The 21,101-nt window shown below is 70.0% G+C and carries 14 protein-coding genes; 8 read left to right on the top strand and 6 right to left on the bottom strand.

Annotated features, from left to right (window positions below):
- The first annotated feature begins 101 nt into the window (after positions 1–101).
- The 3 genes from ACAM42_RS09050 to ACAM42_RS09040 are packed head-to-tail and all read left to right on the top strand — an operon-like array spanning position 102 to position 5,968.
- Positions 102–1,337, top strand: a complete 1,236-nt coding sequence (locus ACAM42_RS09050; protein WP_369631788.1) for an efflux RND transporter periplasmic adaptor subunit — start codon at positions 102–104, stop codon at positions 1,335–1,337.
- A gap of 9 nt (positions 1,338–1,346) precedes the next feature.
- Positions 1,347–4,511: an efflux RND transporter permease subunit gene (locus tag ACAM42_RS09045; protein ID WP_369631787.1), complete on the top strand. Its 3,165-nt coding sequence runs from the start codon at positions 1,347–1,349 to the stop codon at positions 4,509–4,511.
- On the top strand, positions 4,511–5,968 hold the full coding sequence (locus tag ACAM42_RS09040) for an efflux transporter outer membrane subunit (RefSeq protein ID WP_369631786.1): 1,458 nt from the start codon (positions 4,511–4,513) through the stop codon (positions 5,966–5,968). Before ACAM42_RS09045 ends, ACAM42_RS09040 begins: the two co-directional genes overlap by 1 nt.
- A 12-nt stretch (positions 5,969–5,980) precedes the next feature.
- Here ACAM42_RS09040 and ACAM42_RS09035 read toward each other — a convergent pair whose 3' ends face one another.
- Positions 5,981–7,408 (bottom strand): short-chain fatty acyl-CoA regulator family protein, encoded by a 1,428-nt coding sequence (locus tag ACAM42_RS09035; RefSeq protein ID WP_369631785.1) that lies wholly within the window; start codon positions 7,406–7,408, stop codon positions 5,981–5,983.
- A 120-nt stretch (positions 7,409–7,528) separates the two neighbouring features.
- On the opposite strand from ACAM42_RS09035, the gene ACAM42_RS09030 reads away from it, so the two are divergent.
- Genes ACAM42_RS09030 through ACAM42_RS09010 form a run of 5 tightly spaced genes read left to right on the top strand, consistent with a single transcriptional unit; the run spans position 7,529 to position 13,834 of the window.
- Positions 7,529–7,939: an acyl-CoA thioesterase gene (locus ACAM42_RS09030; RefSeq protein ID WP_369631784.1), complete on the top strand. Its 411-nt coding sequence runs from the start codon at positions 7,529–7,531 to the stop codon at positions 7,937–7,939.
- A complete protein-coding gene (gene prpC, locus ACAM42_RS09025; RefSeq protein ID WP_369631783.1) occupies positions 7,936–9,093 on the top strand; it encodes a 2-methylcitrate synthase in 1,158 nt (385 codons plus the stop codon). Before ACAM42_RS09030 ends, prpC begins: the two co-directional genes overlap by 4 nt.
- Positions 9,094–9,153: 60 nt before the next feature.
- Complete coding sequence (acnD, locus tag ACAM42_RS09020; protein WP_369631782.1) at positions 9,154–11,748, top strand: Fe/S-dependent 2-methylisocitrate dehydratase AcnD; 2,595 nt, start codon at positions 9,154–9,156, stop codon at positions 11,746–11,748.
- A 2-nt stretch (positions 11,749–11,750) separates the two neighbouring features.
- Positions 11,751–12,941 (top strand): 2-methylaconitate cis-trans isomerase PrpF, encoded by a 1,191-nt coding sequence (prpF, locus tag ACAM42_RS09015; protein WP_369631781.1) that lies wholly within the window; start codon positions 11,751–11,753, stop codon positions 12,939–12,941.
- A 29-nt stretch (positions 12,942–12,970) separates the two neighbouring features.
- Positions 12,971–13,834 (top strand): oxaloacetate decarboxylase, encoded by an 864-nt coding sequence (locus ACAM42_RS09010; RefSeq protein WP_307694644.1) that lies wholly within the window; start codon positions 12,971–12,973, stop codon positions 13,832–13,834.
- Between the two features lie 6 nt (positions 13,835–13,840).
- Here ACAM42_RS09010 and ACAM42_RS09005 read toward each other — a convergent pair whose 3' ends face one another.
- From ACAM42_RS09005 to flhB, 5 genes are read right to left on the bottom strand one after another with little or no spacing between them, the layout of a single operon-like run.
- Complete coding sequence (locus ACAM42_RS09005) at positions 13,841–14,575, bottom strand: RNA polymerase sigma factor FliA (RefSeq protein WP_070061574.1); 735 nt, start codon at positions 14,573–14,575, stop codon at positions 13,841–13,843.
- Between the two features lie 25 nt (positions 14,576–14,600).
- Positions 14,601–15,404: a MinD/ParA family protein gene (locus ACAM42_RS09000; RefSeq protein WP_369631780.1), complete on the bottom strand. Its 804-nt coding sequence runs from the start codon at positions 15,402–15,404 to the stop codon at positions 14,601–14,603.
- 5 nt (positions 15,405–15,409) lie between these two features.
- Positions 15,410–17,743, bottom strand: coding sequence for a flagellar biosynthesis protein FlhF (gene flhF / locus ACAM42_RS08995; protein WP_369631779.1), 2,334 nt, complete (start codon positions 17,741–17,743; stop codon positions 15,410–15,412).
- Complete coding sequence (flhA, locus tag ACAM42_RS08990) at positions 17,740–19,848, bottom strand: flagellar biosynthesis protein FlhA (RefSeq protein WP_307694647.1); 2,109 nt, start codon at positions 19,846–19,848, stop codon at positions 17,740–17,742. Before flhA ends, flhF begins: the two co-directional genes overlap by 4 nt.
- Positions 19,845–20,987 (bottom strand): flagellar biosynthesis protein FlhB, encoded by a 1,143-nt coding sequence (gene flhB / locus ACAM42_RS08985; RefSeq protein WP_369631778.1) that lies wholly within the window; start codon positions 20,985–20,987, stop codon positions 19,845–19,847. The genes flhA and flhB overlap by 4 nt, the downstream gene beginning before the upstream one ends.
- Between the last annotated feature and the right edge of the window lie 114 nt (positions 20,988–21,101).

Raw genomic sequence — 21,101 nt, 5'->3', positions numbered from 1 at the left:
CACGGTTTCCGCTCTGTAAAGTTCGCCGCCCCCGCGCCGCGGCATTGAACTCGACGGCGCGAGCCCGCTCCATCTTTGGCTTTCGTTACTTCTGCCTGTCCATGCCCGTCCACTTTGCCTCCCGCTCCGCCCCGCTCCTCACGGCCCTGTGCATCGCCGCCGCCCTCGCGGGGTGCTCGCGCACCAATGTGGAGGCCCCCGGCGCAGCCAAGGCGGCCAACGCCCCGGCAAAAGAAGTCGGCATCGTCACGCTCAAGTCCGAGGTGCTGGCCCTGAGCACCGAGCTGCCCGGTCGCACCGCGGCCCCGGTGATCGCCGAGATCCGCCCGCAGGTCGGCGGCATCCTCAAGGAGCGGCTCTTCACCGAAGGCTCGCAGGTCAAGGCCGGCCAGGTGCTCTACCAGCTCGACCCCGCCTCGCTGCAGGCGGCCCACGCCAGCGCGCAGGCCAGCGTGCGCAAGGCCGAGTCGGCCCTGGCCACGGCACGCACGGTCGCCAAGCGCAATGCCGAGCTGGTGAAGATCGACGCCATCAGCCGCCAGGTGTTCGACGAAACGCAAGCCGCCGAGCAGCAGGCCGAGGCCGACCTCGGCGTGGCCCGCGCCGCCGAGCAGACCGCGCGCATCCAGCTGGGCTACACACGCATCACCTCGCCGATCACCGGCTGGGCCGAGCTGTCCACGGTCACGCCGGGTGCGCTGGTCACAGCCAACCAGGCGGCGGCCATGACCACCGTGCAGCAGCTCGACCTGATCCACGTGCACGTCACGCAGTCCAGCAGCGAGCTGCTGCGCCTGAAGCGCGAGCTGGCCAGCGGCCGGCTGCAGCGCGCCAGCGAGGCCGAGGCGCGCATCCAGCTGCTGCTGGAAGACGGCAGCCCCTACCCGCACGCCGGGCGCCTCACCTTCAGCGGCGTGACGGTCGATGCCGGCACCGGCAGCGTCACGCTGCGCGCCGTGGTGCCCAACCCCGACAAGCTGCTGATGCCCGGCATGTACGTGCGCGCCGTGCTGCAGGAAGGCGAGAACGACGCCGCGCTGCTGGTGCCGCAGCAGGCCGTCACGCGCGCGCCCGACGGCAGCGCCTCCACGCTGGTGATCGACGCCGAGGACAAGGTCCAGAAGCGGCCCATCCGCATCGGCCGCGCCATCGGCACGCGCTGGCAGGTGATCGACGGCCTGGCCGCGGGCGACCGCGTGCTGATGGAAGGCTCGCAGCGCGTGAAGGTGGGCGACAAGGTGCGCACGGTCGACCTGGGCGCGAAGCCGGCCGGCACCTCCGTCGCGAGCGCCACGCCTGACACCACGTCGGCCGCGTCCGCCACCGTCGCGCGCTGAGGCCCCGCCATGGCCCAGTTCTTCATCGACCGCCCCATCTTCGCGTGGGTGCTTTCCATCGTCGTCATGCTCGCCGGCCTGATGGCCATCCGCACGCTGCCGCTGGAGCAGTACCCCGACATCGCGCCGCCGCGCGTGTCCATCAACGCCACCTACACCGGCGCCTCGGCCAAGACGGTCGAAGACTCCGTCACCCAGGTCATCGAACAGCAGATGAAGGGGCTGGACAACCTGCTGTACATGCAGTCGACCAGCAACTCGTCGGGCGTGGCGCGCCTGTCGCTCACCTTCAACGCGGGCACCAACATCGACGTGGCCCAGATGCAGGTGCAGAACAAGCTGCAGCAGGCCATGTCGCGCCTGCCGCAGCAGGTGCAAAGCCGCGGCGTCACCGTCACCAAGGGCGGCAACGACTTCCTGCTGATCGTCTCGATGTTCTCCGGCGACGGCAGCGCCTCGGCGGTGGACGTGGGCGACTACATCAGCAGCAACCTGGTCGACGTCATCAGCCGCGTCGACGGCGTGGGCGAGGTGCAGACGCTGGGCACCGGCTACGCCATGCGCCTGTGGCTGGACCCCGACAAGCTGCGCAAGTACGCGCTCATGCCCTCCGACGTGGGCAACGCCATCACCGCGCAGAACGCGCAGGTCTCGGCCGGCCAGCTCGGCGCGCTGCCGGCCGGTGCGCAGCAGCAGCTCAACGCCACGATCACGGCGCGCAGCAAGCTGAAGACGGTCGAGGAGTTCGAGAACGTGGTGCTGCGCGCCACGCCCGACGGCGCCGTGGTGCGCCTGCGCGACGTGGCGCGTGTCGAGCTGGGCGCCGAGAACCTCACGGTGCGCTCGGTGCCCGGCGGGCGTCCCGGCGCCGGCATGGGCATCGTGCTGGCCGACGGCGCCAACGCGGTGCAGGTGGCCGAGGCCGTGAAGGCCAAGGTGGCCGAGCTGCAGCCGCTCTTTCCCAACCAGATGCAGACCTTCGTGAGCTACGACACCACGCCCTTCGTGAGCGCGTCGATCGACGAGGTGGTGAAGGCGCTGGCCGAGGCCATGGTGCTGGTCGTGCTGGTGATGTACGTCTTTCTGCAGAACTTCCGCGCCACGCTGATCCCGGCGATTGCCGTGCCGGTGGTGCTGCTGGGCACCTTCGGCGTGCTGTCGATGGCCGGCTACTCGATCAACACGCTCACCATGTTCGGCATGGTGCTGGCCATCGGCCTCTTGGTGGACGACGCCATCGTGGTGGTGGAAAACGTCGAGCGCGTGATGCACGAGGAAGGCCTCTCGCCCAAGGAGGCCACGCGCAAGTCGATGGCCGAGATCACGCCCGCGCTCGTCGGCATCGCGCTGGTGCTGTCGGCCGTGTTCATCCCGATGGCCTTCTTCGGCGGCTCGACCGGCGTGATCTACCGCCAGTTCTCGATCACCATCGTCTCGGCCATGGCGCTGTCGGTGTTCGTGGCGCTCACGCTCACGCCGGCGCTGTGCGCCACGCTGCTGAAGCCCGTGGCCAAGGGCGGCCATGCCGCGCCGCGCAAGGGCGTGCTGGGTGCGGTCGACCGCTTCTTCGCGGGCTTCAACCGCAACTTCGACAAGGGCGCCGACCGCTACCAGGGCGTGGTCGGCGGCATCATGCGGCGCGGCAAGCGCAGCCTCGTCGTGTACCTGCTGATCGCGGCCGTGATGGCGCTGCTGTTCATGCGCCTGCCCACCTCCTTCCTGCCCGATGAAGACCAGGCCTTCCTGCAGGTGCAGGTGACGCTGCCGCCGGGCGCGTCGGATGCGCGGCTGCAGCCGGTGGTCACGCAGATGCAGGACTACTTCACCAAGCAGCCCGAGGTGGTGAGCGTGAACGTGATCACCGGACAGAACGGCGACCAGAGCTCGGCGCGCGCCTTCGTGAAGCTGAAAGACTGGGCCGAGCGCGAAGGCGTCGGCCAGTCGGCCGCCGAACTCGCGCGGCGCGCCAACAAGGAGCTCTCGACCATCCGCGACGCGCGCATCTTCGTGCTGCTGCCGCCCGCGGTGCGCGGGCTCGGCGCCAACGCGGGCTTCAACTTCCACCTGAAGGACATCAACGGGCTGGGCCACGACGCGCTGGTGAAGGCGCGCGACCAGCTCATCGATCTGCTCTCCAAGCGCCCCGAGGTGGCGAACGTGCGCAGCAACAACCTGGACGACACGCCGCAGTTCGCGGTGGACATCGACGACGCGCGCGCCGGTGCGGCCAGCCTGGCCACGTCCGACATCGACAGCACCTTGTCGAGCGCGATGGGCGGCACCTACATCAACGACTTCCTGGACAACGGCCGCGTCAAGCGCGTGTACATGCAGGGCGACACGGCCTTTCGCATGCTGCCCACCGACATCGACCGCTGGAGCGTGCGCAACAGCCTGGGCCAGATGGTGCCGTTCCCGGCGTTCTCGAGCTCGCGCTGGACCTATGGCTCGCCGCAGCTGCAGCGCTACAACGGCAGCCCCAGCTACGAGTTCGTCGGCGATGCCGCGCCCGGCGTGAGCTCGGGCGACGCCATGGCCGCGGTCGACGAAGTGATGAAGCAGATGCCCGCCGGCATCGGCTACGAATGGACCGGCGCCTCGTTCCAGGAACGCCTGTCGGGCGCGCAGGCGCCGGTGCTCTACGCCATCTCGATCCTGTTCGTGTTCCTGTGCCTTGCGGCGCTGTACGAGAGCTGGTCGGTGCCGTTCTCGGTGATCCTGGTGGTGCCGCTGGGCATCGTGGGCGCGCTGCTGTTCACCAGCCTGCGCGGCCTGAGCAACGACGTGTACTTCCAGGTCGGCCTGCTGACCACGGTGGGGCTGTCGTCCAAGAACGCGATCCTGATCGTCGAGTTCGCCAAGCAGCTGCAGGAGCAGGGCAAGGGCGTGATCGAGGCCACGCTGGAGGCCGTGCGGCTGCGGCTGCGCCCCATCCTCATGACCTCGCTGGCCTTCGGCTTCGGCGTGCTGCCGCTGGCCATCGGCACCGGCGCGGGCGCAGGTGGGCGCCAGTCGATCGGCACCGCGGTGCTGGGCGGCATGGTGGTCGGCACCGCGCTGGGCATCTTCTTCGTGCCGCTGTTCTTCGCGATGATCCGCGGCTGGCTGGAAGGCCGCCGCAAGCCGGCCGACACACCGCCGGATGCCTTGCCCGCGGAACAGGGAGCGCAATGATGAAGCGCACCACCCTGCCCCGCCTTCCCCTGCGCGCACTGGCCTGCGCCACCCTGGCCTCGGCCGTGCTCGCCGGCTGCGTCAACCTCGCGCCCGCGTACGAAACGCCCGCCTCGCCAGTCCCATCGGCCCTGCCCTCGGCCGGCGTCACGACGACCACACCCCTGGACATCGGCTGGCGCGACTTCTTCGTCGACAAGCAGCTGCAGGGCGTGATCGAACTCGCGCTCGCCAACAACCGCGACCTGCGCGTGGCGGCGCTCAACATCGAGCGTGCGCGCGCCCAGTACGGCATCGCGCGGGCCGACCTGTTCCCCACCGTCAACGCCGGCGCAGCCGGCACGCGCTCGCGCACGCCGGGCAGCCTGTCGACCAGCGGCGAATCGCGCATCGCCTCGCAGTACAGCGCCAACCTCGGCATGACGGCCTACGAGCTCGACCTGTTCGGGCGCGTGCGCAACCTCGGCGAATCGGCGCTGCAGGGCTACTTCCAGACCGAGGAAACCCAGCGCAGCACGCAGATCAGCCTCGTGGCCTCGGTCGCCACAGCGTGGCTGCAACTGGCCGCCGACGAGCAGCGCCTGCAGCTGGCGCGCGGCACGCTCGAGAGCCAGCGCAAGTCCTTCGAGCTGGTGCAGCGCAGCCATGCGCTCGGCGCGCAGTCGGGCCTGGCGCTGGCGCAGGCGCAGAGCACCGTCGATGCCGCGCGCGCCGATGCCGCAGCCTTCGACAGCCAGGTCGAGCAGGACCGCAACGCGCTGGCGCTGCTGGTCGGCGCCACGCCGCCGCCCGAGTTGTTGCCAAGCGCCGCGACGACCGCCGACGTGGCACAGCTGCTCGTGCCCCCGGCCGGCCTGTCGTCGAGCGTGCTGCAGCAGCGGCCCGACGTGCGCGCCGCCGAGCACGCGCTGCGCGCGAGCAATGCCGACATCGGCGCGGCGCGCGCGGCTTTTTTCCCGCGCATCGCGCTCACCGCCTCGGCCGGCACCGCGAGCAGCACGCTCTCGGGCCTGTTCGCCAGCGGCAGCAAGGCCTGGAGCTTCGCGCCGTCGATCAGCGTGCCGATCTTCGACGGCGGCGCCAACCGCGCCAACCTGCAGGTGGCGCAAGCGCAGCAGAAGATCCAAGTCGCGACCTACGAGAAGGCCGTGCAGACCGCCTTCCGCGAAGTGGCCGACGCCCTGGCCGAACGCCGCACGCTGGCCGAGCGCCTCGACGCACAGCGCTCGCTGCGCGCCGCGACCTCGCGCAGCTTCGAGCTCTCGCAGTCGCTCTTCAAGAGCGGCGCCGCCAACTACCTCGACGTGCTGGACGCGCAGCGCAGCGACTATGCGGCGCAGCAGACGCTCATCGGCCTGCAGCTCACGGAGCAGACGAACCGGCTGGCGATCTACAAGGCGCTGGGGGGTGGGTGGAGCGAGGCGTCCGGCACGCAGCAGCCTGCGCAGGGCGACTGACGCATCACCGCCCTACGCGCCGGCCACGGCATAGGGCGTGAACCTGCTTTCGTTCTCGTTCACATCCAACGGCCGCCCGATGAACGGAAACGCCCGCTGCGGGCAGGCCACGCGCTCGCACACCTTGCAGCCCATGCCGATGGGCGTGGGCACGTCGGGGTCCTTCAGGTCCAGGCCCTTGGCGTAGACCAGGCGCGGGGCGTGGCGGATGTCGCAGCCCAGGCCGATCGAGAAGGTCTTGCTCGGCGAGCCGAAGCCGCGCTGGCCGTGCGACACGGTGCGCGCGATCCACAGGTAGGCGCGGCCGTCGGGCATGCGCGCCAGCTGCGGCAGCACGCGGCCCGGCTGCGCGAAGGCCTCGTACACGTTCCACAGCGGACAGGTGCCGCCGGTCTTCGAGAAGTGGAAGTGCGTGGCCGATTGCCGCTTGGAGATGTTGCCGGCCCGGTCCACGCGGATGAAGAAGAAGGGCACGCCCGACGCGCCCGGGCGCTGCATGCTGCTCAGGCGGTGGCAGACGGTTTCGAAGCCCACGCCGAACTGGCGCGCGAGCAGGTCGATGTCGTAGCGCAGCGCCTCGGCCGCCTGCAGGAACGGGCCGTAGGGCAGCAGCACAGCCGCCGCGAAGTAGTTGGCCAGCCCGATGCGTGCGAGCGCGTGGGCCGGGGCGTCGCCGAAATCGGCCTGCACGACCAGCGACTCGATCAGCGCGGCCTGCTCCAGCAGCGCGAGCTGCGTGGCCAGCTGGAAGGCCTGCTGGCCCGGCTCCAGGCCGGCCGACAGGCGCAGCACGCGGCGGGCCGGGTCGTAGCGGCGCTGGCTGTCGAGCGCGCCCTCCCCTTCGTCGCCCGGCACCACGCGCACGCCGTGGGCCGAAAGAAGCCGCTGCTGGAGCCATTCGGCGAGCGGTCCGCCCTGCGCGCGAGCCTCGGCGGCGAGCGATTCGGCGGCGGTGTCGAGCGGGTCGAAATGGTTCTGGTGGGCAAAGAAGAAGTCGCGCACCACCTCGAAAGGCATCGGCCGGCTGCGCGAGATGTCGCCGCGCCCGTCGCCGAGTTCGGCGGCCATGAGCTCCAGCCGCTCCTGCGCCTCCTGGTGGCGGCGGTGCAAGGCCAGCAGCGCGCGCGCCACGGCCGGCATCTGCGACGCCACCTCGCGCAGCTCGGGCAGCGCCACGGCCTCGCCGCCGGGGTTGTCCGCCAGCGCCTCGCGCATGCGGGCCACGAGCCGCGCCTCTTCGTCTTCGGAGAACTGCTGCACGTCAACGCCGAGCGTCTTGCTGATGCGCAGCAGCACGGCCACGGTGAGCGGGCGCTGGTTCTGCTCGATCTGGTTCAGGTAGCTCGGCGACAGGCCCAGCATCTGGGCCAGCGCCACCTGCGTGAGGCCGCGTTCGGCGCGCAGCGTGCGCAGGCGCACGCCCATGAAGGTCTTGCTCATCGGGTCACCTCGTGGGTCTTTGCGGTATTCGCAATATTTGCAAAATCAGCCGTCTTCATTCGCAATGATTCGCCAATTCAGGCCTTCATTATGGAGGTTCGATTGCGTAAATTGCGAAGCATGACAAACCGATCCGCCGCCATCGAGCTGACCGACATCGTGTTCCCCGAGCACGCCAACCACTACGGCACGCTGTTCGGCGGCAACGCCCTGCTGCTGATGTCCAAGGCCGCCTTCCTCGCCGCGCGCGCCTTCGCGAAGTCCGACGTGGTGATGGCTAGCCTGGGCGACGCGCAGTTTCTGGCGCCCGTGCCGGTCGGCCACGTGCTGCGCCTGCGGGCCTGGGTGACGCGCGCCGGCCGCAGCTCGCTCACGGTCTGCGTCACCGGCGCGGCCGAGCCGCCCGACGGCGAGGCCCGCCCTTCGCTGAAAGGCCTGTTCGAGATGGTGGCCGTCGACGGCCGCGGCCGTCCCGCGCGCCTGCGCAACGCCTACCTGCACACCGTGCCCACAGACAAGGAACCCGCATGAACGACACCGCCACCCCCACCGGCTTCAAGCCCAAGAAATCCGTCGCCCTGTCGGGCGTGACCGCCGGCAACACCGCCCTGTGCACCGTGGGCCGCACGGGCAACGACCTGCACTACCGCGGCTACGACATCCTGGACATCGCCGAGGTCTGCGAGTTCGAGGAAATCGCGCACCTGCTGGTGCACGGCAAGCTGCCCACGGCCGCCGAACTGCGCGCCTACAAGGCCAAGCTGAAGGCCATGCGCGGCCTGCCCGCGAGCCTGAAGGAGGCGCTGGAGCAGCTGCCCGCCAGCGCGCACCCGATGGACGTGATGCGCACCGGCGTCTCGTCGCTGGGCTGCCTGCTGCCCGAGAAGGAAGACCACAACCTGCCCGGCGCGCGCGACATCGCCGACCGCCTGATGGCCTCGCTCGGCTCGATGCTGCTGTACTGGTACCACTGGTCCACGCAGGGCCGGCGCATCGAGGTCGAGACCGACGACGACTCCATCGGCGCGCACTTCCTGCACCTGCTGCACGGACGCAAGCCGAGCCCGCAGTGGGAGCGCGCGATGCACACCTCGCTCAACCTGTATGCCGAGCACGAGTTCAACGCCTCCACCTTCACGGCGCGCGTGGTCGCGGGCACGGGCTCGGACGTGTACTCCGCCATCACCGGCGCCATCGGCGCGCTGCGCGGCCCCAAGCACGGCGGCGCGAACGAGGTGGCCTTCGAGATCCAGAAGCGCTACGACGCACCCGACGAGGCCGAGGCCGACATCCGCCGCCGCGTCGCCGCCAAGGAGGTCGTGATCGGCTTCGGCCACCCGGTCTACACGGTGAGCGACCCGCGCAACGTGGTCATCAAGGGCGTGGCGCGCACGCTGTCGCAGGAGGCCGGTTCGACCAAGATGTTCGACATTGCCGAGCGGCTCGAGGCCGTGATGTGGGACGTGAAGCAGATGTTCCCCAACCTCGACTGGTTCAGCGCCGTGAGCTACCACATGATGGGCGTGCCCACGGCCATGTTCACGCCGCTGTTCGTCATTGCACGCACCTCGGGCTGGGCGGCGCACATCATCGAGCAGCGCATCGACAACAAGATCATCCGGCCCAGCGCCAACTACACGGGCCCCGAAGACCTGAAGTTCGCGCCGATCCAGGATCGGAAGTAAAAACACGAGAAGAAGAAAAGCGTCCGTGCCTGCGCGCGGGTGCCGAGCGACAAGCGCCCCATGAACACCGACTACCGCAAGAACCTCCCCGGCACCGCGCTGGACTACTTCGATGCGCGCGCAGCCGTCGAGGCGATCCGCGCCGGCGCCTGGGCCACGATGCCCTACACCGCGCGCGTGCATGCCGAGAACCTCGTGCGCCGCTGCGACCCGGCGATCCTCGTGCAAAGCCTCACGCAGCTCATCGAGCGTCGGCGCGACCATGACTTTCCGTGGTTCCCCGCGCGCGTGGTCTGCCACGACATCCTGGGCCAGACCGCGCTGGTCGACCTGGCCGGCCTGCGCGACGCCATCGCCGAACAGGGCGGCGACCCCTCGCAGGTGAACCCCGTGGTGCCGGTGCAGCTCATCGTCGACCATTCGCTGGCGGTGGAGTGCGGCGGCTTCGACCCCGATGCCTTCGCGAAGAACCGCGCCATCGAGGACCGGCGCAACGAAGACCGCTTTCACTTCATCGAATGGACGAAGCGGGCCTTCCGCAACATGGAGGTGATCCCGCCGGGGAACGGGATCATGCACCAGATCAACCTGGAGCGGATGTCGCCCGTCGTGCATGCGCAGGACGGCGTGGCCTACCCCGACACGCTGGTGGGCACCGACAGCCACACGCCGCACGTCGATGCGCTGGGCGTGGTCGCCGTGGGCGTGGGCGGGCTCGAGGCCGAGAACGTCATGCTGGGCCGCGCCTCGTGGATGCGGCTGCCCGACATCGTCGGCGTGCGCCTCGCGGGCCGACCGCAGCCGGGCATCACGGCCACCGACGTCGTGCTCGCGCTCACCGAGTTCCTGCGCGCGGCGAAGGTGGTGGGCGCGTACCTGGAGTTCCACGGCGAAGGCGCGGCCAGCCTCACGCTGGGCGACCGCGCCACCATCTCCAACATGGCGCCCGAGTACGGCGCCACCGCCGCGATGTTCGCCATCGACACGCAGACGCTCGACTACCTGCGCCTCACCGGCCGCGCCGACGAGCAGGTGCGCCTGGTCGAGGTCTATGCGAAGCAGGCGGGCCTGTGGGCCGACACGCTGGCCGAGGTCGTGTACGAGCGCGTGCTGCAGTTCGATCTGTCGACGGTCGTGCGCAACATGGCCGGCCCGTCGAACCCGCATGCGCGCGTGGCCACCGCCGACCTCGCCGCGCGCGGCATCGCCGCCCCGTGGGACGACGTGCCCGGCCAGATGCCCGACGGCGCCGTGATCATCGCGGCCATCACCAGCTGCACCAACACCAGCAACCCGCGCAACGTGATCGCCGCGGGCCTGCTCGCGCGCAACGCCAACCGCGTGGGCCTGGCGCGCAAGCCGTGGGTCAAGACCTCGCTCGCGCCCGGCTCGAAAGCGGTGACGCTGTACCTGGAAGATGCCGGCCTGATGGGCGAGCTGGAACAGCTGGGCTTCGGCGTGGTCGCCTATGCCTGCACCTCGTGCAACGGCATGTCGGGCGCGCTCGACCCGGCCATCCAGCAGGAGATCGTCGATCGCGACCTGTACGCCACGGCCGTGCTCTCGGGCAACCGCAACTTCGACGGGCGCATCCACCCGTATGCGAAGCAGGCCTTCCTGGCTTCGCCGCCGCTGGTGGTGGCCTACGCCATCGCGGGCACGGTGCGCTTCGACATCGAGAAGGACGTGCTCACCGTCGTCGACGGCAAGGAGATTCGCCTCAAGGACCTCTGGCCGAGCGACGAAGAGATCGACGCCATCGTCAAGGCCAGCGTGAAGCCCGCGCATTTCCGGCAGGTGTACGAGCCGATGTTCGCGATCCAGCCCGACACGGGCGAGCAGGTCGCGCCGCTGTACGACTGGCGCCCCGCCTCCACCTACATCCGCCGCCCGCCGTACTGGGAAGGCGCGCTCGCCGGTGAACGCACGCTGAAGGGCATGCGGCCGCTGGCGATCCTGCCGGACAACATCACGACCGATCACCTGTCGCCGTCGAACGCGATCCTGCTGGACAGCGCGGCCGGCCAGTACCTGCACCGCATGGGCCTGCCCGAGGAAGACTTCAACTCCTACGCCACCCACCGCGGCGACCACCTCACGGCGCAGCGCGCCACCTTCGCCAACCCGACCCTCAAGAACGAGATGGTGCGCAAGGCCGACGGCACGGTGCGCGCCGGATCGCTGGCGCGCGTGGAGCCCGAGGGCGAGGTGATGCGCATGTGGGAAGCCATCGAGACCTACATGGGGCGCAAGCAGCCGCTGATCATCGTGGCCGGCGCCGACTACGGCCAGGGCTCGTCGCGCGACTGGGCCGCCAAGGGCGTGCGGCTGGCCGGCGTGGAAGCGATCGCGGCCGAAGGCTTCGAGCGCATCCACCGCACCAACCTGATCGGCATGGGCGTGCTGCCGCTCGAATTCAAGCCCGGCACCAACCGCCTGACACTGGGCCTTGACGGCACCGAGACCTACGATGTGACCGGCGCGCGCACCCCGCGCGCCGACCTCGTGCTGGTCGTGCACCGCCGCAATGGCGAACGGCTCGACGTGCCCATGACCTGCCGCCTCGACACCGCCGAAGAGGTCTCCATCTACGAAGCCGGCGGGGTGCTGCAGCGTTTTGCGCAGGACTTCCTCGCCGCCACGAAAGCCGACTGACGATGCCGCACACCCCGCAGATCAAGATCCCCGCCACGTACATGCGCGGCGGCACCAGCAAGGGCGTTTTCTTCCGCCTGCAGGACCTGCCCGAGCCCGCGCAGGTGCCAGGCAAGGCGCGCGACGCGCTGCTGCTGCGCGTGATCGGCAGCCCCGACCCCTACGGCAAGCAGATCGACGGCATGGGCGCCGCGACGTCGAGCACGAGCAAGACCGTCATCCTCTCGAAGAGCGAACGGCCCGGCCATGACGTGGACTACCTGTTCGGCCAGGTGTCGATCGACCGGCCTTTTGTCGACTGGAGCGGCAACTGCGGCAACCTCTCGTCGGCCGTCGGGCCGTTCGCGATCAGCAACGGCCTCATCGATGCGGCTCGCGTGCCGCGCGACGGCGTGGCGGTCGTGCGCATCTGGCAGGCCAACATCGGCAAGACCATCGTCGCGCACGTGCCGATGACCGGCGGCACGGTGCAGGAGACCGGCGACTTCGAACTCGACGGCGTGACCTTCCCCGCGGCCGAGGTGCAGCTCGAATTCATGGACCCCGCCGCCGAGGAAGGCGGCGCGGGCAGCGCGATGTTCCCGACCGGCAACCTCATCGACGCGCTGGAGGTGCCCGGCCTCGGCACGCTGCAGGCCACGATGATCAACGCCGGCATCCCCACCGTCTTCGTGAACGCCGAGGCCATTGGCTACACGGGCACCGAGCTGCAGGATGCGATCAACGGCGACGCCGCCACGCTCGCCCGCTTCGAGGCCGTCCGCGCGCACGGCGCACTGCGCATGGGCCTCATCCGCACGCTCGACGAAGCGGCCAGCCGCCAGCACACGCCCAAGGTCGCCTTCGTCGCCAAGCCGGCGGGCTACACCGCATCGAGCGGCAAGGCCGTGGCGGCCGGCGACATCGACCTGCTCGTGCGCGCGCTGTCGATGGGCAAGCTGCACCACGCCATGATGGGCACGGCAGCGGTGGCCATCGGCACGGCCGCCGCCATTCCCGGCACGCTGGTGAACCTCGCGGCCGGCGGCGGCGCGCGCGAGGCCGTGCGCTTCGGCCACCCCTCGGGCACCTTGCGCGTGGGCGCGCAGGCGCAGCAGGTCGATGGCGAATGGCAGGTCACCAAGGCCGTCATGAGCCGCAGCGCCCGCGTCTTGATGGAAGGCTGGGTGCGCGTGCCCGGCGACACCCTTTGAGCTTTCAGATCCATTCACAGGAAATTCCGATGTCGACTCGCAAGACCCTCCGTTCCCTGGCCGAGGCCCGCCGCGGCGTGCTGGTGCCGGGCGCCTTCAACGCCCTGTCGGCGCGCGTCATCGAAGACCTGGGCTTCGAAGCCATTTACGTCACCGGCGCGGGCGTCACCAACATGTGGTTCGGCCTGCCCGACCAGGGCTTCATGGGCCTGCACGAGATCGCCGACCACACGGCGCGCATCCGCGACGCCGTGAACCTGCCGCTGATCGTCGATGCCGACACCGGCTTCGGCAACGCGCTGAACGTGCGCCACACGGTGCGCGTGCTGGAGCGCGCGGGCGCCGACTGCATCCAGTTCGAGGACCAGGTCGCGCCCAAGCGCTGCGGCCATTTTTCGGGCAAGGAGGTGATCTCCACCGAGGAAGCCGTCAACAAGATCAAGGCCGCCGTCGATGCACGCACCGACCCCGACCTGCTCATCATGGCCCGCACCGACGCGGCGGCGACGCTGGGCTTCGAGGCCGCGATCGAGCGCGCGCAGAAGTTCAGCGAGGCCGGCGCCGACATCCTGTTTGTCGAAGCCGTCACCACGGCCGACGAGATCCGCGCGCTGCCGCAGCGGCTGGCGAAGCCCCAGCTCATGAACATGGTGATCGGCGGCAAGACGCCGATCTTCGGCGCCGAGGAACTCGGCGGCCTCGGCTACGGCATCGTGCTGTACGCCAACGCCGCGCTGCAGGGCGCGCTGGCTGGCATGCAGAAGGCGCTCACGGTGCTGCGCGACACGCGGCGCATGGACGAAGACCCGTCGCTGGTCGCGCCCTTCGCCGAACGGCAGCGGCTGGTGCGCAAGCCCGAGCTCGATGCGCTCGACGCGCGCTACGCCAGCTGAGTTTCTCTACAGAGAATCCTTCAGCTTCGCACGCAGCCGGCTCACCGCCTGGCCGTGCAGCTGGCACACGCGCGACTGGCTCACCTCGAGCACCGCGCCGATCTCGCGCAGGTTCAGCTCTTCCTCGTAGTAGAGCTTGAGCAGCAGCTGGTCGCGCTCGGGCAGCGCGCCAATGGCATCCACCAGCTGGTGGCGAAAGCCGCTTTCGAGCAGGCGCGCCAGCGGGTCGTCGAAGTCGCCGCGCCCCTTGCGCGCCTCCTGCGCATGCAGGTCGAGAAAGGGGTTGTCGGGGTCGCCCTTCGCGAAGTCTTCCACGTACAGCAGCTGGCAGCCCTGGATGTCCTGCAGCATCGACTGGTAGGTGTCCAGATCGACCTTCAGCTCCTTCGCGATCTCGCCTTCGGTGGGTGCGCGGCCCAGCCGGTGGCCCAGCGCCTGGATCGCCTTCTCGATGCCGCGCGCCGACTGGCGCAGCCCGCGCGAACCCCAGTCACTGGCGCGCAGCTCGTCGAGCATGGCGCCGCGGATGCGCTGGCTGACGAAGGTCTCGAACTGCGCGCCGCGGTGGTCCTGGTAGCGGCTCGATGCGTCGAGCAGGCCGAGCATGCCGGCCTGGATCAGGTCGTCGAGCTCCACGCTGGCCGGCAGCCGCGCCATCATCTGCAGCGCGATGCGGCGCACCAGCGGCTGGTGCTGTTCCAGCAGATGCGATTTCTCGATGGTGCCCTGTGCGGTGTACACGGCCGTCCGTCCTCGTGGTCGTGTCTCAGGCCGCGAGCGCCTGCGGGAACACGGCCGGCCGCGCAGGCGTGCGCCAGGTCCAGCGGCCCATGTCGTCGGCGATGGCGCGGAAATCGACCGCCGCCGCGCTGGCCGGAAAGGCCTCGACCACGGTCTGGCGCAGCCGCGCCGCATCAGCCAGCCACGGGTCGGTGCGCACCCAGCCCACGGGCAGAAGCGACAGCGCGAGGTAGCGGCTGGCGGCCTGCGCGAGGTTGTGCATGACCTGCTGCGCGGTGCCCGCATCGGCCACGCCGTTGAGCAGGAAGCGCAGCTGCTTCAGCGCATGCGCGCGGTGCAGGCGCTTGATGCCCGCGTAGGCCGAGGTGATGGCTGCCGGGTGCGGCTGCAGCACGAGCAGCAGTTCGTCGGCGCTTTCCGCCAACGGCGACAGCCGGCCCTCGTCGTCGAAGGCCGCATCGACGAGCACGATGCCGCGCGGCCACAGCGTGCGCGGATCGATGGTCGCGCCGCGCGATGCGGGCAGCACCTGCACGCCGCACACCGCGCTCGCAGCGGCCTGGTCGATGCGCAACCGCCGACTCGCCACATCGGCCAGCGTGCCGCGCGGGCCGAGCGCCCACACATCGCACACCGAGCGTCCCTTCGGGTGATGTTCGTCCAGCAGCAGCACGTCCTTGCCCTGCTGCGCCAGCGCCGCGCCCAGGCTCATCGCAGCCGTGGTCGCGCCCGCGCCGGGACCCATGCCCGCCACCGCGACGACGCGCACCGGCGCCTGCCCGAGCAGCCGGCGCAGCCCGTCGGCCTGGTCCGTGACGCGTGCGCTCATCGCCTTCAGCCCAGGCGTTCCAACGCGCGCGGCGCTTGCGCAGGCGCTGCCGATTCGGTGCCCAGCGCATCGAGCAGCAGGAACAGCTTGCCCACGCCCGCGTACAGCGCGCCGCCCGTCAGCGCGCGGCCGGCGCGCGTGGCGCGTCCCGTGAGCTGGCCCAGCAACAGGCGCGTGCGGTCGGCCCATTCGCCCTCGGCCTGCAGCAGGCGCCACACGGTGGTCGTGACCTGGCCGGCGACGAGCAGGCGCTTCATCATGTGCGGATCGCCGGGCTCGCCCATGCCGCCCACGAGCTGCACGCCGTCGCGCAGCAGGCGGAAGCACGGCTCGGCGTCGGCGGCCCAGCCCTGCCATTGCGCGAGCTGCGGTGCGCCCACTTCGTCGCCCAGGTTGGTGAGCACGCAGGTCTGCGACAGCAGCTTGCGGCTGCGCGCGTCGACCACGCGCACGGCCACGCAACGCAGCGTGGGCAGGGTGTCGCGATCAATGGCGGTGCGCGGCAACACCTCGACCTGCGCTTCGCATTGCAGCGCGGCCTTGCCGCGATAGCGCACGGGCCGTTCGGTTGCATCGTCGAACGCGAAGGCCAGGCGCGCGAGCGTGGTCGCGGCGCCGGTGTGCGCGTCCGTCACGGCCGTGCTGCCGGGCGCGCGCGCCACCCACTGCGTGCCTTCGGCCTGCCACGCCAGCATCTGTTCGACGGCCGGCGGCTTGCCCAGCACATGCACCAATCGTTTGCCGAAATCCTGTTGCTGCAGCCACTGCGCCTGACGCAGACCCGGTGCCGCCGACTGGCGCGCCGCAGCGGTCGAAAGCCACTGGTTCGGTGCAGCCAGCGGCAGGCCGCTGCGATCGGACAGCAGCAGGCTGCCGTGGCACACGTAGGCGTCGCCGCTGTCGGTCGCGCGCAGGCCCACCTGCCCGGCCAGTGCGAGGACGTGGGTGTCGCATCCCGCAGTCACCTCGCCGCGCGCGAACACCGACAGCTCGTGCAGCACGGCCTTGGCATCGACAGCCTCATCACCGGCCTGCCCCCACAGCGTGCGCGCGCCATCGAAGCCGATGTGCGCACCGGCCAGCGCGCCGGCGGTTGTCGCCAGCTCCTGCGCGTCATGCGCCATCGCGCGGATCAGGCTCTGGTAGCGCAGGCGCAGGCGATCGGTCTCGCCCTGCGCCTGCGCCTGCGGCGAAGGCGCGGCCTCGTCGGGCAGGTCGGCTTCGGCCGGTACGAAGAGCGGGCTGTGCTGGCGCGGCTGGAACACGCTGTCGATCAGCTGCGCGCGGTCGGCGCGCACCAGGTTCTCGGGCACCTTCTGGCCGCCCGAGATGTAGTGCACCGGCAGGCGGTGGCGGATCACGGTGTCGATCAGCGCGCCCGGGTGCGTGGCCTCGTCGACCTTGGTGAAGATGCAACCCGCCAGCGCATGGCCCTGGCGGTAGGCGTGCACCACCTCGTTGAGCGTGTCGCCGTGGCTGGTGGCGTTGAGCAGCAGCAGCCGCTTCACCGGCCGCTGGCTGCTGCCGAGCATCGCGATCTGCTCGGGCACGGCGCGGTCGCGCTGGCTCATGCCGACGGTGTCGATGAGCACCATGTGGCGGTCGCGCAGGTCGTGCAGCACCAGCTGCAGGTCGGCCGCGTCCTTCACGGCATGCACCGGCACATTGAGGATCTGGCCGTAGATGCGCAGCTGCTCGTAGGCGCCGATGCGGTAGCTGTCGGTGGTGACGAGCGCGAGCTTGTCGGCGCCGAAGCGCATCACGCAGCGTGCCGCCAGCTTGGCGGTGGTGGTGGTCTTGCCGACGCCGGTCGGTCCCATCAAGGCATAGACGCCGCCCTGCGCGAACAGCGCGTCTTCGTCTTCATGCACCGGCACCGCGCGCACGAGCTCGGAGCGCACGAAGGCCATGCCGTCGGCGTAGCTCTGGCCCGTGGGCAGCTTCTCGAGCATGGCCTTCGACAGGCGCGCGCTGAAGCCGGCGCCCAACAGCGTCCGCAGCAGGCGACCGCGCACCGGGTCGCGACGCTGGCTGTCGCTCCAGACCACGCTGGCGAGCTGCTCCTCGATCATGCCGCGCATCGAATGGAGTTCGCTGAGCACGGTCGGGTCGGCGGGTGCGGCCGTGGCGGCAGGTGCGACTGCGGGCACGGCGGCCTGCACCGTCTGCTGCACATCGCCCTCGGCCATGGCGACGATCTCGACGCCTTGGGCGGTGGCGCGGTGCGTGAGCACGATGGCCTCGGCGCCGAGCGATTCGCGCACCAGGCGCAGGGCCTCGCGGCCAGTGGCGGCGACGAATTTGCGTGCGGTGGTGCGCACGTCGGTCTGTGGATTCAAACGGCTCGTCCTCCAATGGCGGCGGTGATCTTGATGGTCCGGGCGTCAGGGATCTCGGCGTGCGAGAGCACCTTGAGCTGCGGCAGGCTGCGCCGCAGGAAGCGCGACAGCAGCACGCGCAGCGCGTGCTGCACGACCAGCACCGGGGCCAGCCCCATCTGCTCCTGGCGCACCATGGCGGCCTGCGCCTGCTTGAGCAGGTTGTCGGCAATGCCCGGCTCGATGCCGCTGCTGTTGTTCAGGGCCTGCTGCAGCACGCTGTCGAGCGAGCCGTCCAGGCCGATCACCTGCATCTCCTCGTCGCCCGGGAACAGCTGCTGCGTGATGGCGCGGCCCAGCGCCAGGCGCGTGAGCGTGGTGAGCTCGGTCGGGTCTTTCACCGTGGGCGCGTGCTCGGCCATCACGTCCAGGATGGTGCGCATGTCGCGGATCGGCACTTCTTCGTCGAGCAGGTTCTGCAGCACCTTATGCAGCGTGCTCAGCGACAGCACCTTGGGCACCAGGTCTTCGGTGAGCTTGGGCGCGGTCTTGGCGATCTGGTCGAGCAGCTGCTGCACTTCCTGGCGGCCCAGCAGCTCGGCCGCGTGGGTGTGGATCAGGTGGTTCAGGTGCGTGGCCATCACGGTGCAGGCATCGACCACGGTGTAGCCGTACACCTGCGCCTGCTGGCGCAGGCTGGCGTCGATCCAGGTGGCCTCCAGGCCGAAGGCCGGGTCGCGCGTGGGCGTGCCCGTCAGCGTGCCCGTCACCTGGCCGGGGTTGATCGCCATCCACTGGTTGGGGAAGGCTTCGCCGCGGCCGATCTCCACGTCCTTCAGGCTGATGACATAGGCGTTGGGCTTGATCTCCAGGTTGTCGCGGATGTGGACCACCGGCACGAGAAAGCCCAGCTCCTGCGCGATCTTCTTGCGGATGCTCTTGATGCGGCCCAGCAGCTCGCCCTGCTGCGACTGGTCCACCAGCGGGATCAGCCGGTAGCCGACCTGCATGCCCAGCGGATCGACCATCGCCACGTCGTCCCAGGTGGCTTCGGCCTGCTCGGCCGAGGCCGGCACGCCCGCCCCTTGCGTGGCGGCGGCCGCGGCGGCCTGCTGCGCGGCCACCTGCGGCTTGCGCTGCACCAGCCGCTTGCCGAGCCACACCAGGCCGCCCGCGATCAGCAGGAAGGCCAGGTTCGGCATGCCGGGGATCATGCCCAGCAGGCCGACGATGCCGGCCGTGAGGAACAGCACCTGCGGGTTGGAAAAGAGCTGGCCCGTGAGCTGGCTGCCCACGTCTTCGTCGGTGGTCACGCGCGAGACGATCACGCCGGCCGCGGTGGAGATCACCAGCGCCGGAATCTGCGCCACCAGGCCGTCGCCGATGGCCAGCAGCGTGTAGGTCTTGCCGGCCGTGGAGAAGTCGAGCCCGTGCTGCAGCATGCCCACCACGAGCCCACCGATGATGTTGATCACCATGATCAGCAGGCCCGCGATCGCGTCGCCGCGCACGAACTTGCTGGCGCCGTCCATCGAGCCGTAGAAGTCGGCCTCCTGCGCCACCTCGGCGCGGCGCTTGCGGGCGATCTCTTCGCCGATGAGGCCGGCGTTGAGGTCGGCGTCGATCGCCATCTGCTTGCCCGGCATGGCGTCGAGCATGAAGCGCGCGCCCACCTCGGCGATACGGCCCGCGCCCTTGGTGATCACCATGAAGTTGATGAGCACGAGGATGATGAACACCATCACGCCCACCGCGAAGTTGCCGCCCACCAGGAAGTGGCCGAAGGCCTCGATCACCTTGCCGGCCGCGTCGGGCCCCGTGTGGCCGTGCATGAGCACCACGCGCGTGGAGGCCACGTTGAGCGACAGGCGCAGCAGCGTCGAGAACAGCAGCACCGCCGGGAAGGCCGCGAAGTCCAGCGCCTTCATGGTGTACATGCTCACCAGCAGCACCATCACCGACAGCGCGATGTTGAAGGTGAACAGCAGGTCGAGCAGGAAGGGCGGCAGCGGCAGCACCATCATGCTCAGGATGAGGATGATGAGGATCGGACCCGCCAGCCCCTTGAACTGCGAGCCGGAGAAGATCCGCGCCGGCAGGCGCATCAGGTCGTTCAGTCCGTTCATGCCACCGCCGGCGCGTACTGCAGGTCGGCCGGCACCGGCAGGTCGGTCGGCGTGCGCGGCGCCTCGCCGCCCTCGCTGTTCCAGCGCTTGAGCTGGTACACCCAGGCCAGCACCTCGGCCACGGCGGTGTACAGCCCGGCCGGAATCTCCTCACCCAGCTTCGTGTGGCGGTAGAGCGCGCGCGTGAGCGGCGGCGCCTCGAGGATCGCGACCTTGTGCTCCCTGGCCATCTCGCGGATGCGCACGGCGACCAGCTCGGTGCCCTTGGCGACCACGCGCGGTGCGCGCATGTCGCTGTCCAGGTACTGCAGCGCGACGGCGAAGTGCGTCGGGTTGGTGAGCACGATGTCGGCCTTGGGCACCTCGGCCATCATGCGGCGGCGTGCCATCTGCTGCTGTTGCCGGCGGATCTGCGCCTTGATGTGCGGATCGCCTTCGCTTTCCTTGTGCTCCTGGCGCACGTCTTCGCGCGACATGCGCAGTTTGCGGTAGTAGTTCCAGAGCTGGAACGGCACGTCGACGAGCGCGACGAGAAAGAGCGTGGCGGCGATCAGCGCGCAGTGCTTGGCCACCAGCACCAGCGCATGCGGCAGCGCCTCGTGCGCGGGCTGCGACATGAGCGCCATCACGGCCTCGATGTCGTCCACGATGACCCACCATGCCACGCCGCCGATGAGCGCCGACTTGGCCAGCGCCTTCACGAGTTCGGCCAGCGCCTGTGCCGAGACCATGCGGCCGATGCCGGCCAGGGGATTGAGCTTGCCGAAGTTGGGGGCGACGGCCTTGCCGGAGAACATCCAGCCGCCGAGCATCAGCGGCGCGGCCACGGCGGCCACGACCATCATGGCGAACAGCGGCCCGATGGCCATGAGTGCGTGCAGCACCATGAGCCCGCTCTGCGAGAGCATGTGCGCGGGGTCGAAGGCGCTGGCGCGTTCGAACTGCAGGCCGCGGCGCAGCGCGCCGCTCAGGCTCGCGCCGAGCGACTCGGCCGCCAGCCACAGGCCGGCGCTCGCGGTGGCGAGCATGACGAAGGTGGTGAGCTCGCGCGAACGGGCCACGTTGCCTTCCTCGCGCGCCTTCTCCAGGCGCCGCTCGGAGGCGGGTTCCGTTTTCTCGAGATCGCTTTCCTCAGCCATTCATGCTCCGAACCAGCACTGGCGAAGTACGCCTTGCCCAGAACCAAATTATTGGTTCCGGTGGTGCGGAACAATCTGCCGATCAGGGCCGGTATCGCCCTGCAATTCGGCCAA

Source organism: Variovorax sp. V35 (genome assembly GCF_041154465.1).
Lineage (GTDB): Bacteria > Pseudomonadota > Gammaproteobacteria > Burkholderiales > Burkholderiaceae_C > Variovorax > Variovorax boronicumulans.
Note: the sequence above shows the minus strand (reverse complement) of the source record. Positions and strands in the feature narration are given on the sequence as shown.